11 protein-coding genes are annotated in these 15,804 nt (G+C 43.7%); all 11 read left to right on the top strand.

Annotated elements, in window-relative coordinates; all coding sequences use genetic code 11:
* The first annotated feature begins 58 nt into the window (after positions 1-58).
* The 11 genes from M6D81_RS19605 to M6D81_RS19555 all read left to right on the top strand — a co-directional run bounded on the left by M6D81_RS19605 (position 59) and on the right by M6D81_RS19555 (position 15,648).
* A complete protein-coding gene (locus M6D81_RS19605) occupies positions 59-1,465 on the top strand; it encodes an ABC transporter substrate-binding protein (protein ID WP_262678678.1) in 1,407 nt (468 codons plus the stop codon).
* Between the two features lie 81 nt (positions 1,466-1,546).
* Entirely contained in the window at positions 1,547-2,665 is a 1,119-nt protein-coding gene (locus tag M6D81_RS19600) for an ABC transporter ATP-binding protein (protein ID WP_262678676.1), read from the top strand.
* Positions 2,659-5,595 (top strand): extracellular solute-binding protein, encoded by a 2,937-nt coding sequence (locus M6D81_RS19595; protein WP_262678674.1) that lies wholly within the window; start codon positions 2,659-2,661, stop codon positions 5,593-5,595. The genes M6D81_RS19600 and M6D81_RS19595 overlap by 7 nt, the downstream gene beginning before the upstream one ends.
* Complete coding sequence (locus M6D81_RS19590; RefSeq protein ID WP_262678673.1) at positions 5,592-6,497, top strand: carbohydrate ABC transporter permease; 906 nt, start codon at positions 5,592-5,594, stop codon at positions 6,495-6,497. Before M6D81_RS19595 ends, M6D81_RS19590 begins: the two co-directional genes overlap by 4 nt.
* 7 nt (positions 6,498-6,504) lie before the next feature.
* A complete protein-coding gene (locus M6D81_RS19585) occupies positions 6,505-7,389 on the top strand; it encodes a carbohydrate ABC transporter permease (RefSeq protein ID WP_262678672.1) in 885 nt (294 codons plus the stop codon).
* A gap of 14 nt (positions 7,390-7,403) precedes the next feature.
* Positions 7,404-9,473, top strand: a complete 2,070-nt coding sequence (locus M6D81_RS19580) for a YIP1 family protein (protein WP_262678671.1) — start codon at positions 7,404-7,406, stop codon at positions 9,471-9,473.
* The gene (locus M6D81_RS19575) at positions 9,466-11,778 is read left to right on the top strand and encodes a DUF5696 domain-containing protein (RefSeq protein WP_262678669.1); all 2,313 of its coding nucleotides are present in this window, start codon (positions 9,466-9,468) and stop codon (positions 11,776-11,778) included. The genes M6D81_RS19580 and M6D81_RS19575 overlap by 8 nt, the downstream gene beginning before the upstream one ends.
* The gene (locus M6D81_RS19570; RefSeq protein WP_262678667.1) at positions 11,762-12,622 is read left to right on the top strand and encodes a carbohydrate ABC transporter permease; all 861 of its coding nucleotides are present in this window, start codon (positions 11,762-11,764) and stop codon (positions 12,620-12,622) included. The genes M6D81_RS19575 and M6D81_RS19570 overlap by 17 nt, the downstream gene beginning before the upstream one ends.
* A complete protein-coding gene (locus M6D81_RS19565; protein WP_262678666.1) occupies positions 12,619-13,545 on the top strand; it encodes a carbohydrate ABC transporter permease in 927 nt (308 codons plus the stop codon). Before M6D81_RS19570 ends, M6D81_RS19565 begins: the two co-directional genes overlap by 4 nt.
* Positions 13,546-13,610: 65 nt before the next feature.
* A complete protein-coding gene (locus tag M6D81_RS19560) occupies positions 13,611-14,507 on the top strand; it encodes an AraC family transcriptional regulator (RefSeq protein WP_262678665.1) in 897 nt (298 codons plus the stop codon).
* A complete protein-coding gene (locus M6D81_RS19555; RefSeq protein ID WP_262678664.1) occupies positions 14,500-15,648 on the top strand; it encodes an SGNH/GDSL hydrolase family protein in 1,149 nt (382 codons plus the stop codon). The genes M6D81_RS19560 and M6D81_RS19555 overlap by 8 nt, the downstream gene beginning before the upstream one ends.
* The last annotated feature ends 156 nt before the right edge of the window (positions 15,649-15,804 follow it).

The following is a 15,804-nucleotide window of genomic DNA, read 5'->3' as shown; positions in this document are numbered from 1 at the left end:
TTTAGGATACCATTTCTTTATAAGCCAAGTATGCTTAAAAAACTAGGGGGGAAGGTAAATGAATCGTAACAAAGAAATGTTTCAGTTGTTTATGGCGGCATTGTTAGTAGTGATGTTGGTGGTTGCAACGGCATGCAGCTCTAACTCAGAAAACACTCCAAAATCAAACAATAATGAAAGCGATAACAAAATCAATAATCCTAGCAAAGAACCAGAGGTGACAACGTCTGTAGAATCTGATGACAAGATTACACTTCGATTTGCCTGGTGGTTGCCGGAAGTGACTGACTTCCAAAAAATTGGCGAGGCATTCACAAAGCTTCATCCTAATGTCACCTTTGAGTATATCGGCCATCCTGGCACTGCAGAGGGAGGCATTCAGATCATTACGGAAGCCATTGCCGCAGGCAATCCGATAGATGCTTTCTGGCATCCGGCGATGACGGATCTCATTGAACATAATCTTATTGAGGATTTAACGCCTTATATAGAGAAAGATGAGGAATTTAAGGCGTATCCATTCAAACCCGGTATAAACGAAACCTTTCAGATGGACGGGAAGCAATGGGGATTGTCACGCGGCAATGATGTCATGTTAATGTTCTACAACAAAGAGCTGTTGAAGCAATATGGTCTGGAAGAGCCAAAGCATGATTGGACTTGGGATGATTTCAGAGAAATGGCCATTAAGGCGACAGACCCTGAGGCCAAGCATTGGGGACTTAACAATTCACTTTGGTTTATGCAGGCTTCCAATGTTATGCCTGTGGCCAATGGATCGGCACCGCGTCTGTGGGGATTTAATGAAGATTTAACTAAAAATCTGGCGGATGGGTCCGTTCCTGAAGTGTTGGATGATTTGCAATTTTTTCAGGATCTGATGATTAAAGACAATGTGCTGTTGAATTATGCGAGAAGCGAGGCGGCAGGAGTACAGCCGGAAACGCTGTGGCAAAACGGACAGGCGCTGTTCACCTATACGATATCTCCTGTAATACCAGGGTTTAAGACATTGCCATTTGAATGGGATGTTGCTCCATTGCCTAGAGGAACAGCCAAGCAAGTTACTTTCGGTTGGAATAGCGGCATGTTTATGGCAAAGGCCACAAAGCATAAGGAAATGGTTTGGGAATTTTTGAAGTTCTGGGCCGCCACCAAGGAAGGCCAAAAGATTCTGATGGATATCGGAGGGACTTTCCCCAATTCAGACGATCCCGAGATTGTTGAGTATTTCAACAATGTTGCCGTGTATGAAGGGTTAAACAAAGAAGCTCTTAATTTATCAGCAGAAATCGTACAGTTCGATCCTGTGCTTGAGATGTACGAAGGAGCTGAATTCGACAAGATCACGCTTGATATGAGGACTGAGGTCTATCAGCAAGAGAAGAGTGCATATGATTATTATCCGCCCCGGATCGAGGAGTTTAATAGAAAGCTGAAAGAAAAGCTGGATTCACTCCAATAATATGCACAAATCTTAAACGATCTAGGCTGCGCAAGCAGCTTAGATTGTTTTCAACTTTTTAAATCATACGGAGGTGCGGGAGTGGCCAGAGTAACGTTTTCAAATGTGAAAAAACGATATGCCGGTGAACGGCAGGATACCATTGAGAATTTTAATTTGGAAGCGGAGAGCGGACAATTTCTTGTGCTTGTTGGTCCTTCCGGATGTGGCAAGTCGACACTGCTGCGTATGCTTGCCGGGCTGGAGGATGCCACAGAAGGAGATATTTTAATAGACGGCAAGAGAGTGAATGATGTTTCTTCCAAGGATCGCAACATTGCAATGGTGTTTCAAAATTATGCTCTTTACCCGCATATGAGTGTATTTGAAAATATAGCTTTCGGTTTGCGTCTTCGCAAGCTGCCCAAAGCTGAAATTCAGGAACGAGTAGTACGTGCGGCGCGCATATTGGATATTGAGCCTTTTCTGTCCAAGCAGCCGCGGCAACTATCAGGCGGACAACGGCAAAGAGTTGCGCTTGGCAGAGCAATTGTTCGAGAGCCCGAAGTGTTTCTGATGGACGAGCCGCTTTCCAATCTGGATGCGAAGCTTCGCGTGCAAATGCGTGAAGAAATAGGCAAGCTGTATCGGAAATTAGGCAGAACATTTATATATGTGACTCATGACCAGATTGAAGCGATGACGATGGGAACGAAAATTGTAGTGATGCGCAGCGGCAAGATCCTGCAGGCGGACACACCGGAAAATATTTATAATCGGCCTGCAAATATGTTTGTGGCCAGCTTTATAGGCTCGCCTCCCATCAATTTCGTGCATGGCAGAATTAAAGGGGACGAAGCAAAAGTCATATTCGATACTCGCAGATACGGTCTTCATATTCCGGCCGAAAAAGCTGGCATCCTCTTGGACAAAGGATACATGAACAAACAGGTTGTGCTGGGAGTTCGTGCCGAGGATATTGTATGCAAAGCAAGTGCGTTCGCCGAAGACGAATTTATTGGCATGCAATACAAGAGCACAGTTGAGATGAAAGAATTGCTCGGTTCAGATACCTACTTGTATTTGCATAATAAAGAACATCGGCTTGTAGCCAGAGTCAGCCCCCGAATACGATTTGAAGAAGGTCAGGAAGTCCACGTTGGGCTCGAAGGGGAAAGCTTGCTATTCTTCGATAGCGGGACGGAGGAGTTGTTATGCTGAATGGCCGCAGGCTGATCGTTGCTGCCCTGAGTCTGCTCTTGTGCGGACTGCCGTTCTACATTTCAGCGCAAACAGAAGAGGAAAAACAGTTCAGCCACAATGATATGGTTAGACTGGAGGGAAGAGAAAACGCTTATCGCGCTAGAATAACGAATGCTTACGCCGCCGGAGCAACTGATGTTCCATCGGATACACCGATTATCCGTCTGAATGGCAATGCGTTTAGCGCTGTATCGCATGGCGATATGGCGGAGCAAAATGAGAGAGGTACATCCATTATCTGGAATGAAGTGGATGGATGGATGGAATGGGAGTTCGAGGTTGAAAAATCGGGTTTCTACAATATAGGGTTTCTGTATGCTGCCGTTGATCAAAAGATGAACGATATATTACGGGGCGTGCAAATTGATGGCAGCTATCCTTTCGAGGAAGCAGAGAGATTGCCTTTAAAACGTCAATTCAAGCATAGTCAATATCCTTTCGAGAAGGATAGCCATGGTAACGATCGACGGCCGCAATCCGTGTCCGTTCTTGAATCCATTGATGCAAGGCTTACGGACTATGAAGCCTCCTCAGAGCCGTTGCGGTTTTACTTGACGGAAGGCAAACGTACGATACGGTTGCTCCATGTTCGTGAAGCAGTGAAAATTGAACAAGTATATATTGCCCCTCCTGAGACCGCCGTTTCTTATAAGGAAGCTAAGCCTGATAGGCCAGCTGAGTCAAAGCATGAAGCGGGTTGGTATCAAATTGTTGAAGCTGAGCAAGTTTATCGTAAGTCGAATACGGCGATTAGCTTGCAGTCCATTGATGCCCCGCTCGTATCGCCGCAAACAGAAGGAAGAAATATCTATAATGTAATCGGCGGTGAAATGTTCCGTAAAGCTGGAGAGTGGATCGAGTGGGAAGTTGAAGTTCCGAAGGACGGATACTACACACTAGGTTTTAAGTATTTGCAGGCCTATTTAAACAATTCCTTTTCTTATCGAACAATTACTGTTGACGGCAAGCTGTTGTTTGATGAAATGAAAGAGGTTGCATTTCCCTATAATACTTCATGGCAATGGGACACAAAAAGCTTAACGGATCATGAAAACAATGAGCTGCTGATCCCGCTTAATCAAGGCAAGCATATTATTAGAATGACGGTAAACGCAAGTCCGATTGTGCCTGTATACAGCGGTATCGTATCCAATCTGCAGAAAATTGGCGATTTGGAACAACAAATTCGTCGAGTTACTGGCAATTTCGGATATGAAGCGGGCAATTTAGATACGAATCGTGATTGGCAATTGGAGAAGTATATTCCGGATTTAACGGATAGAATGACCGATATCTCTGAACAACTGAGAGAGTTGGCCTCCTATATGGCAACCGTTACGAGTGGAAAATCGGATACGGAGAATGCTTTTTTATCAGGTGCGGATGATATTGAACGCCTTCTTGGCAAGCCGCGTAAAATTGCATCCAGTCTTCCTATTTTTCGATCCGTTCAAAACAATCTATCGAATTGGGCATTTCGATTGTTGGATCAGCCATTAATGCTGGATTATATATGGGTGGCCGAACCCGAAGCGGTATTGCCGAAATCAAAACCTGATTTTTGGGGAAGTATAGGAAGTTTCGCAAAGAGTTTCTACCAAACATTCACAATTGATTACGATTTTCGGAGAAAAGATCCAAATGCTCTTCATGTCTGGGTCAATCGTGGTCGCGACTATGTGAACCTTATTCAACAAATGGCGGATGAAAGCTTCACACGGGATACAGGTATCCCGGTCAATGTCAATATCGTCCCCGATCCGCAGTTGTTTATTTTGGGGAATCTGTCGGATTCTTTCCCTGATGTTGCGCTGGGAGTTGATCAAGCGATGCCGGTGGATTTTGCAATCAGAGGAGCATTAGAGGATTTGTCCCAATTTTCTGATTACGAAGAGGTTGCCGCACAGTTTCTGCCTAATGCACTGAGAGTATTCCACTACGATGGCAAGGAATATGCTCTGCCTGAAGTTCAGGGATTTCAAATCATGATGTATCGAACAGATATCTTTCATCAGCTTGGTATAAGCGCGCCAGAAACATGGTCGGATTTAAAAAGTCTGTTGCCAACCTTGCAGCAAAATGGCTATGACATGTTTGTCCCCCCGAAAGATTACCAGATGTTTATTTATCAGAATGGCGGGGAGCTGTATGGGGATAACGGGATGGAGTCGGTATTGAATAGTGAAGAGGCGCTTAGAGGCTTTGAGCAATGGGTAGAGATGTTCACGTTGTATCAATTGCCGAAGGAAGTGCCAAGCTTCTATAGTCATTTCAGGCTGGGAACGCTGCCTATTGGCATTGTTGATTTTAATACGTATCTGCAGGTTTTATACGCGGCTCCTGAACTGGCCAAAAAGTGGGAAATTAAATTAATTCCCGGAGTTGCCGATGAGCATGGAGAAATACAAAGATGGTCGGGCGGAGCGATGCAAGCGGGAGTCATCTATAACAAAACGCAAAGGAAAGAGGATGCATGGAGATTTCTTAAGTGGTGGGTGTCCGCTGATGTTCAAGAGCGATTTGGCAATGAGCTTGAGGCAAGTCTTGGACCGGAAGCATTATGGAATACCGCCAATCAGGATGCATTGCCCAATCTATCCTGGTCGTCTGATCATTTGGAGGTCGTGCTGGATCAACTGGCATGGTTCAGAGAAGCGCCTCAAGTTCCGGGCGGTTATTTTACAGCCAGGCAAATGGACTTTGCATGGAATAAGGTCATCACTCAGAATGTGAACGCCAGAGAGGCATTGGAACAAGCGTATACAGAAATTAATCGAGAAATGACTCGAAAGCAGCATGAGTTCAGTTTGCGCGGCAACAACGGGGAAATGATCCACCCGCTATCCATTCCTTCGCTGCAAAAACCGGCATGGAGGGATGAGGAATGAGGAAACTGCTGCTTCAAAATATATGGAACGCCAGAGGATCGTACCTTTTAATTGCTCCATTCATGATTGTTTTTACTTTATTTATAGTGGTTCCCATTGTTATTGCCATTGGGTATTCGTTCTTTTCATTTAATGCCATATCGCCTCCCAAGTTTATTGGATGGGACAATTTTCTGGCTATCTTCACACAAGATCGAATATTTTTGCAGCATGCAATCCCCAATACGTTTAAATTTGCCATTATTGTAGGACCTATCGGTTATTTATTATCATTTTTACTCGCTTGGCTGATTCATCAAGTGTCTAAAAAAGTGAGGGATTACTTTACACTGGCTATTTATATCCCTTCCTTATCGGCAGGAGTAGCCCTAACGGTTGTATGGCTTGTCTTATTTAGCGGAGACAGAATCGGATACTTGAATCATTTCCTTTTATCGGTCGGACTGTTGGATGAGCCTGTTTTATGGCTTCAGAACCCGAAGCATTTCATGAATATTATGATTATCGTTTCATTATGGTCAAGTATGGGAGTAGGCTTTCTGGCCATGCTTGCGGGGCTGGATACGGTCAACCGTGAATTATATGAAGCGGGCTCTATTGATGGTATATCCAATCGATTGCAGGAAATTATTTATATCACAATTCCGGCAATCAAGCCACAGATGTTGTTCGGCGCCATTATGGCTGTTGTCGGCACTCTGAAGGCGGGACAGATTGGGACTCTTCTGGCTTCGGGGACGATAACGCCGCAGTATTCCGGTCATTTGATGATCAATCATATTGATGACTTTGCTTTTACCCGGTTCGAGTTAGGCTATGCAAGTGCGCTGTCAGTCATACTTCTGATTATAGTATTTGCAACTACAAAGCTATCCTTCGCCATATTTGGTTCGAAGGAGTGAGAATAAGGTGACCAATCCTATGCTTCTAAAGATAAAACGGCTAGCTTTTAAACGATGGGATATATTTCAAATATGCAATATGATCTTTCTGGTTGTGTTATCACTATTTATGCTGCTGCCTATCGTATTTATTATGAATCATGCGTTCAAGCCTATTAACGAGCTGTTTTTATATCCGCCGCGTTTTTTTGTTGAAAACCCGACTTTTTTTCATTTCAAGCAGCTGTTTTTACGCACACAAACGCTAATTGTCCCGTTTTCAAGATACTTTTTCAATAGTCTGGTATCTACGGGGTTTGCCGTTCTGGGCATTATTGTTTTTAGCGTAGCCGCCGCGTATGCGTTTTCCAAGCAACACTTTCCGGGAAAGCAGTTGTTTTTCTCTTTTATTATTACATCTTTAATGTTTGCGCCGGAGACGGTTGGCATACCGCGTTATATGGTCATTGCCAAACTAGGCATTATGAATACTTATTTCGTTCATATATTGCCATTGATTGCCGCCCCTGTAGGCGTGTTTCTTTTAAAGCAATTTATTGATCAGGTTCCCAATGAGCTGCTGGAAGCCGCCAAGATAGACGGAGCCAAGGACTGGGTCATTATACTTCGAATTATTGTTCCGGTTTGCCTGCCGGCTATTGCGACTGTGGGCATACTGGCCTTCCAAAGCACCTGGTCTCAAACCGAAACATCAGCCCTGTACACGCAGACAGAATCGATGAAAACGCTACCCTACTATGCGATGACTTTAACAAATGGGGTTGCCAATAACATAGTGGGACAAGGGATGGCTGCAGTTGCGGGTTTAATGATCTTTATGCCCAATTTAATCATCTTTTTATTGTTTCAAAGAAAAATATTAGCGACAATGGCGCATTCGGGCATCAAATAGGGAGGGGGAGAGATGTGAAGAGCCAAACCTATAAAGCAGTACGCAGATGGGCTCAAATCCTTGGTATAGCGGCACTTGTCTTCTTGCTGTTACCAAGCTCGAAAGCCGCAGCAGAACTCCCATACCGAACCTATACGGCTAATTCTGACGGCAAGTGGATGAGAATGCCGCACGCTTATGTACCTGTTACGACTTACCAGGGGTTTAACTCGCCGGAAGGGCTTTTTATGACAACTGATGATGAATTATATGTGGCGGATACCGGAAATGATCGTATTGTTCATTTAAGTAAGGACGGGTCCGTTCAACGTGTCATTCCTTCCGAACATAATCAAGACTCCAAATCACAATTGCGCCGACCGGAAGGCGTATTCGTAACCGAGGAAGGGGACATATATGTAGCCGACACAGGGAGCCGAAGAATTGTAAAGTTTGATTCACAAGGGCAGTTTGCAACTGAATTTCGTTCGCCTCAATCGGATCTTATCCCGACGACATTTGCATTTATTCCGTCAAAGCTTGTATTGGATCACAGAGGCTATTTGTACATTGCGACCAAAGGCGGTTATCAGGGATTGCTTCAATTGGATCAAGAAGGGCAGTTTGTTGGTTTTTTTGGAGCCAATAAAGTTTCCAGAACGTGGCTTGAAAATTTCAAACAGAAGTTTTATACGGAAGAACAATTAAAGCAAGAACAAGCTCGATTGCCGGGAGCTATCACTAATGCGACTGTGGACGAAAAAGGTTTTATTTACACAGTCAATCAGGGAATGAAGGCTGGACAGTTAAGGCGGCTGAACTTTGCCGGGATAGATTTGTTCCGAAACAATAATTTTGCACCTTGGATAGGACCGAATGAGAAATTTTCATTTATTGACGTCGATGTCAGCAAGGAAGGTTTTATATCAGCCATTGAAGCTACGAATGGAGAAATCTATCAGTATGATAGTTCTGGACATTTATTATTGCTTTTTGGGTCCATTCATTCCAGTGAGGAGCGGCTTGGAAGTTTCAAGCGGCCCACCAGTGTCGTAACGAATTCGAATGGCGATATGTTCGTTGCAGATGGGGAATTGAATCTCATTCAAGTATTCAAGCAGACGGAATATGGCGAGACGTTGCATCGTGCATTGGACCTGTATCAACGAGGACAGTATGAAGCCGGTCGTGAACTCTGGGAAGAAGTGCGAGCAATGAACGGACTGCTGGACAGAGCCCATCAAGGTATTGCGAAAGCCGAATATCAATATGGACGCTTTGCCGCTGCATTGGACTACTTCGAATTTTCGAAGGATCGTGAGGGCTATTCTCAAGCTTTCTGGGAGCTAAGAATGAGCTGGCTCATCGAAAATTTCGGCTGGATCATGACGGTCATTGTCTCTCTTTGGTTTTGTTATTTTATCGCTATCAAAGCAAGAAAGTACTTCAATTATTCGGGCAGGAAAAAAAACATCAGCAATCGGGAGGATTCAAATCATTGGCGCTCGATTATCAAAGTACTAAAACATCCTGTAAAAACAATGAGCGAGCTATCCGAACAGCATGAAACGAAACCATGGACAGCGATCGTATTGCTCGTGGGGAGCTTTGGCTGTTATATGGCCGGGAAAGCCGTTGTGAGTTATCCGTTTGCGAAAGAGGACTTTCAAACGTTGGATTTTAAAATTGAAGCGCTTCAATTCTTTTTACTATGGTTTGTCTGGTTGATTGCCAGCTATTTGATCGGTTCGATTATGAAAGGAGAAGCCCCGTTCAAACGTTTGTTTATTATTCATTCCTATGCCATGGTGCCGCTTGTATTATTTCACTTGCCGGTTCAGATTCTATCGAATGCTTTGACGCTGCAAGAAGATATCATTTATCAAGCGGCCAACTATGCTATTTACGGTTGGATGGGCTTGCTTTTCTTTATCGGTCTTCAGACGGCGCAAAATTACAACTTAAAGGAAGCGTTGGGAGTGACTGCAGTATCCTTGTTTGCAGCAATATGTATTCTGCTATTTGGTTTTGTTGGAGTGGGATTGGTTTATCAGGGAATCGACTTCTTCTGGAGTTTCGGACGGGAGGTTTTGGAGCGTGTTTAGACAATGGATACGATCAATAGCGAGAAGTTGTATGCAGGGTATAAAGCACAAAGCCATCCCGATTGGCTCCACGATTGTTGTTGTTCTATTACTCGTTTTTGTGCTCGGCAAAGTGGAATTGGGCGACAATGAGATCACGGCAGACAGCTTGGACAATATGGAAGAAATGCTTGCGGAACGAAGTTTTCAGAAAGAACCATTGGCAGCTCCAATCGTGAACTACGGCGATCAAGTATGGCATCTAGTTGCCGAACAAGTGGATACAACATTATGGATTGATTATGCTACAGGTCAAATCATGATAGATAGAGAACAGCACAATGAAAAGTGGTTGAGCAACCCTGTGAGCAGCTCTCTCAAAGAGGAAACGGCAAAAGGATTATGGCTGGAGAGCTTGAAATCACCATTCGTGTTTTATTATTTGGTGAAAAATGATGTAAATGTAAAGGTATCCAATACGGTGGAGTTTCCGTTAGAAATGACATGGACAGCACTAACTGACGGTATTGGAGTTCTATACGACATCCCCAGTCTTGGATTTAAGTTTTATATTGAATATGTATTGGAGAATGGACAGTTTGTCGCTCATATCCCGGAGTATGGAATAGCGGAATCAGGAGACAACCAGCTCGTAAGCATTGAATTACTGCCTTTCTTCGGAGCGGGGGATGAGGAAGCGAACGGTTCGATATTAGTGCCTGATGGTCCAGGCGGACTTATCCATCTGAAGAAGAGCAGCAAGACAAGGAAACCGTATAGCTATCCCGTCTATGATCATGATGCCTCCATAAGCGGCGCCGATCGTGTAAACAGAAGTAATAGGGATGGGATTGCATATCCCGTATTTGGCATGGCTACCGAGGAAAAGGGATTTATTGCGGTGATTGAAAAGGGGGAGGCAAGAGCCAATATTGTTGCCGGAACATCGGGCATGCGAAATAGCTACAATTTTGTGTATGCAAGTTTTTCATTAAGGTATCCGTATATGAAGCCAAAGGGTCTGGGCAGAACGGAATCCTCTTATGAAAAAAACATAGCGGCCGAGCCAAGAACAATTCGCTATTTGTGGTCTGACAGTGAAAGGGAGGGATATTCCGCATTGGCAGAAACCTTTCGAAACTATCTGATCGAACATGTTGGCATGCAAAGAATAACTGCGAATGATGCTTCTCCAAAGCTATATTTCAATATTGCGATAGGATCTACAGAAAAAACCTCTTTAGGCAATAAATACGTATCAGCAACCACCTTCACCCAGGCTGAACGGATGGTGCAAGGATTGCTTGATACGGGCATTTCAAATATGGAGGTGGGGTTATCGGGCTGGCAAAACGGGGGGTACTTGTCCAAGGCGCCCAAACGGTTGCCGATTCCCGGAAAAAGCGGAGGGAAAGCCGATTTCGATAAATTCCAGTCCTTCCTGGCGGACAAAGGAATTGAATTGCGACTTGATGATACGCTCTACTTCGCAGCAGATCGTTCAGGGACCGGATTTCAGTCCAGAACCGAGGCAGTCAAAGGCATTGATGGGTTAACGGTGAAGGGAAAAGCAAACGAGTATAGTCGTTACTTCATAAGTCCTCAAGTTGTCGAACAGAAATACGTCAATAAAGCGATGAATGACTATGCGGCTTTAACGGTTAAGAGAGTAGGGATAGAGGACGGCGGTTCAGGACTTCATAGCGATTACAGCAGCAAGCATTGGATGCTGAGAGGAGAAGTTCTCGCATCTCGAAAACGGGTTTTAGAAAATATAAGCAAGCAAACGGAAAGCTTGACGGTCACAGGAGCGGGAATGTTTGCTCTGCCCTATGCGGATCACATTTTTCAAATGCCGATGAGCTCCAATTACGATCTGATTATTGATGAGCAGGTTCCTTTTTATCCTATGGCGCTGCATGGCTTAGTCAGTTATTCTTCAATACCCGGAAATTGGAGGGATGACCCGATCATTGAGTTTTTAAGAGATTTGGAATATGGGGCCGCACCCAATTATTTCGTAACTGAGGCCCCGCCCGATGTGCTGCAGAACACATACTATAATGGACTTTACAGCTCTGAGTTTGAGATATTGCTGCCACAGATTTTAGAAGAGTACCAGGCCTATCAGGCTGTTCAGCAGGAAGTAATGGACCAATATATCGTTCATCATCGCCGTTTGGCAGCGGATGTATATGAGACAGAATATGAGAACGGAAAAAAAGTATGGGTGAATTACAGCGACAAGCCATTTCGCTTACTGGGGGAGTTGGTTGAGCCTTACTCCTATAAGGTAACAGGAGGGGACAATGAAAAAAAATCATAAGACGATACTTCAAAACTCTCTTTTCCTGCTGCCATGGCTAATTGGCATTCTAAGTTTTGTTGCCTACCCGTTTGCCTATTCCCTGTACATCAGTTTTCACGAGGTGAAAGTAAACGGTGAAGGGACAGGATTGGACTACACCTACATTGGTTTTGACAACTTTAAATATGCGTTTGTATCCGACAATATTTTTCCGGTAGAAATGATGCTGTTCTTTAACGAATTATTATTTATCGTTCCTCTGACCGTACTATTTGCATTATTGGTGGCCGTATTATTAAATCAAAAGTTTAAAGGACGTATGTTTTTTAGAGCTATCTTTTTCCTGCCAGTCATATTTGCTACCGGACAAGTATTACTTGAATTAGTTGGACAAGGACAAGGAGCCTTGCCTTTTGATGAACAATATGATGTAACAACTATCGTGTATAGTTTATTTCCTCCTTCAATTGCAGGCACATTAGTTAGTTTAATTTCCAAGTTTGTCATTATTCTGTGGTATTCCGGTATTCAAATTATTATATTTTTGGCAGCATTTCAAACGATCCCTCCTTCTACTTTTGAGGCGGCTAATATAGACGGCGCCACACCATGGGAATCATTTTGGAAGATCACATTTCCAGTCATCGTGCCATTTATTTTTCTGAATTTGATTTACACGCTTGTCGAACAATCCATCAATCCGTTTAACCCCGTATTGCGACATATTATAAATAGTATGTCTGATATCAAAACAGGCTACGGATACGCAGGTGCGCTGGGCTGGATTTACTTTATCATCATTATGATCCCAATTGTGTTATTGCTGGCAGTTGCCGGCCGGAAGAACAGGAGGAAGGCATGATGAAAGAAAGAGCGCGATATTTTTTTATCGGAAAATCGATCGTAGACGGCTTCATGTATAAGTTTTTTGTTTTTACTATTTTATTGTTCATATCAACGTTGTATATGAAGCCGCTTCTGTACATTATTTCAACCTCGCTCAAAAGCGTTGCCGAAATGCTGGACCCTTCCATCGGATGGTTGCCCAGAGTGCTTGAATGGGGCAATTATCAGGTTGCTTTTATTGGTTTGGAATATATGAAGGGACTATTTCAAACATTGCTTGTAGCTGTAGGAGCCGCTATTTTTCAAGTTTTTTCATGCTCAATGACGGGATACGCCTTTGCCAGATTGCATATACCGGGGAAGAATATACTATTTGTTATCGTCTTGCTTACTTTTTTAATTCCGCCGCAAACGATTGTCATTCCGTTATTTGTCACCTATGTAAAGCTGGGATGGCTCAATACTCCCTTGCCGTTTCTAATACCGGCATTATTTGCCCAAGGGCTTAAAGGCGCACTGTTTATACTCATATTCCGGCAATTTTATTCATCCTTCCCGAAGGAGCTTGAAGAGTCCGCAAGGATGGACGGAGCAGGACCGTTTCGCACTTTTTGGAAAATTATGCTCCCTTTATCCAGACCGGCCATGTTAATCGTTTTTCTATTTTCTTTTGTTTGGCATTGGAACAATTACTTTGAGCCGTCTTTATTTTTACAAAATGGAGAGTTCGTTCTATTGTCCGGCCGCTTGGAAAATTTACAGGATAGCTTAAATGCTTCCATGGGCACAGCGAGTTTTCTGGGATTTACATTTTTCGATCTTAACGAACCTATTAAAATGGCAGGTGCGCTTCTTGTCATATTGCCCCCATTAATTCTATTTATGTTCACACAGCGATATTTTGTGGAGGGAATCGAAAGAACCGGTATTGTGGAGTAAAACTTTTATCGATAAGGAGGCTGAAGGTCATTCAAACGCATCAATTCAAAGCAGTGGAATATTCTATGCGAGATATATTTCCTTTTCATGTCAGCACTTGGGTTCACAGTGCAAATGATATCCCGTTGCTCCCGTTGCACAGTCACGATTTTATTGAGATTGTATTTGTTATTAGCGGATCTGCTACACATATTTTTCATTCGGAGCAGTTCGGGATGATGGAATACAAAATCTTTCCCGGAGACATTTTTATTATTAACCCTCACGAAATGCATACCTATAGACTTGATAGCGGTGAGTCTGTTGAGGTTACGAATTTGCAATTTTTCCCTACTATTATTGATTGGCCGATGTTGCGAGTACCGGAATGCGCACAGTTAATGGACTTCTTCTACGTACAACCTTTTCTTGGGGCAGATGCCAGGTTTACTTCTATTTTGAAATTGAGTCCGACCGAAACGGAAGAAGTAAAGACAATGGTGAGGAAGATCGAGCAGGAGTTTCACTCCAAGCTTCCGGGCTACACCTCGTTAATCAAATTGATGTTAACTGAACTCATTTTGCGGTTAAGTCGTTACTACGCCGTAAATCCGAAAATGAATCGTAAATCCGGCAAGTTTATTGACGGAATAAGTTCCGTTGAGGAGCAAATGTATAAACGAATTATCGGTTTTTTGGAGAGGCATTATCATACACTCATTACATTGGAAGACTTGGCCAAAATAGCCGCTTGCAGTACCAGACAAGTGACCCGGATATTCAAACAGATGAGCGATACAACAATGGTAAATTATTTGCATAATTTACGAGTGGAGAAATCGAAGCAGCTTTTGCTTTCAACGAATGACAAAGTTTCATCCATCAGTGCAGAGGTAGGCTTTAATGATGTCAGCTTTTTCAATAGAGTATTCAAAAAAATGACCGGATATAGCCCGTCCGAGTTTAGGAAAAAGCATGAATAAGATGACCAGGCCAATCTATATCACGCTGCTGGTTTTAGGCATAGCGGCGATTGCTGCGGGCTGTACTGAAAAGGCTGGGGAGAAGGAGTTTAATAGTATGGAAGAGAGAGCGATGTATCCTTTTTGGCAAGGCCCTGTTGTTTATGATGAAGCCTTTCTATTGTTGTCAAGCGAAGATCAGCATACACAAGTTGATTTTCTGTATCCGCCGACAGAGATCATTTCGGTGAAAAGTGCCCGACTGGACAAGGAATTCCTTCGCGGGGAAGATTGGGATTTTAAGGATGGCCGGTTTATAGTGATGGAGAACTCATCGATACCGGTTATGGCCAGGGATCAAATGTATGTGCCTGAGTATCGGGAGGCGGATACAGTGCCTCGGAAAGACGGAAAAGGCGCTTTATACTTTCGCGAAGATGGTTTTTTTCACAATTTGCAAATCGTGATTACCTACAAGCATTCGGGCAATTGGGAGGGCCCTGTGCCCGTATTTGCCGGAGATAAGCTCCCATTGACGATTGCAAAGCTGCAAAGAAAAGAGCCGGTTAAAATTGTTTTGTTCGGCGACAGCATATCTGTAGGCGGAAACTCAAGTGAATTGATTAACGAGCCCCCCTATCTTCCTATATGGGGAAAGCTGTTGGTTCATCAACTTGAAAGGGCATACGAACACACAGTGCAATTTGTAAACCCTTCTCTGGGAGGGGTGACAGCAGCGTGGGGAGTTGAGCAGGCCAAGCTGCGGGCGGCTAGTGAGAATGCGGATCTTGTCATTGTTGCCTTCGGCATGAATGATGGCTCGGGCAGAATATTGCCCTTGGACTTCAAGAGAAATATACAGGCCATCGTTGAAGAAATCAGGTCGACGAAGGCCGACACCGAGCTCATCTTAGTTGCTCCTTCATTGGCTAATCCGGAAGCGATTCATTCAGGATTTCAAAGTCTGTATGCTCCGGTTCTTGAAGAGATTTCGGAAGCGATGACAGGGGTAATGACGGTTGATATGACAGCCGTCCATCAGGAATTGCTGAAACATAAGCCGTTTCGGGACACGACGGCCAATAATGTGAACCATCCCAATGATTACTTGGCGAGATGGCATGCGCAGATCATTGCCGGTCATTTGATAGAAAATGATTGAATAGGCGGATGAAGCGAGCAACTGAAAAATGCATCCAGTTGCTCGCTTTTCTCATAGTTGATCAGCAATATTGTCTGGGGAAACAGGACTGTTCTATTCTTGATTAACAAAATGGATATGAAGTTAATTGCAGAGGAACTTCAGGAGCTGCACCTA

The sequence above is a fragment of the Paenibacillus sp. J5C2022 genome (assembly GCF_025567625.1).
GTDB lineage: Bacteria > Bacillota > Bacilli > Paenibacillales > Paenibacillaceae > Pristimantibacillus.
The sequence above is the reverse complement of the archived record's forward strand: the minus strand, read 5'-3'. Positions and strand labels throughout refer to the sequence as shown.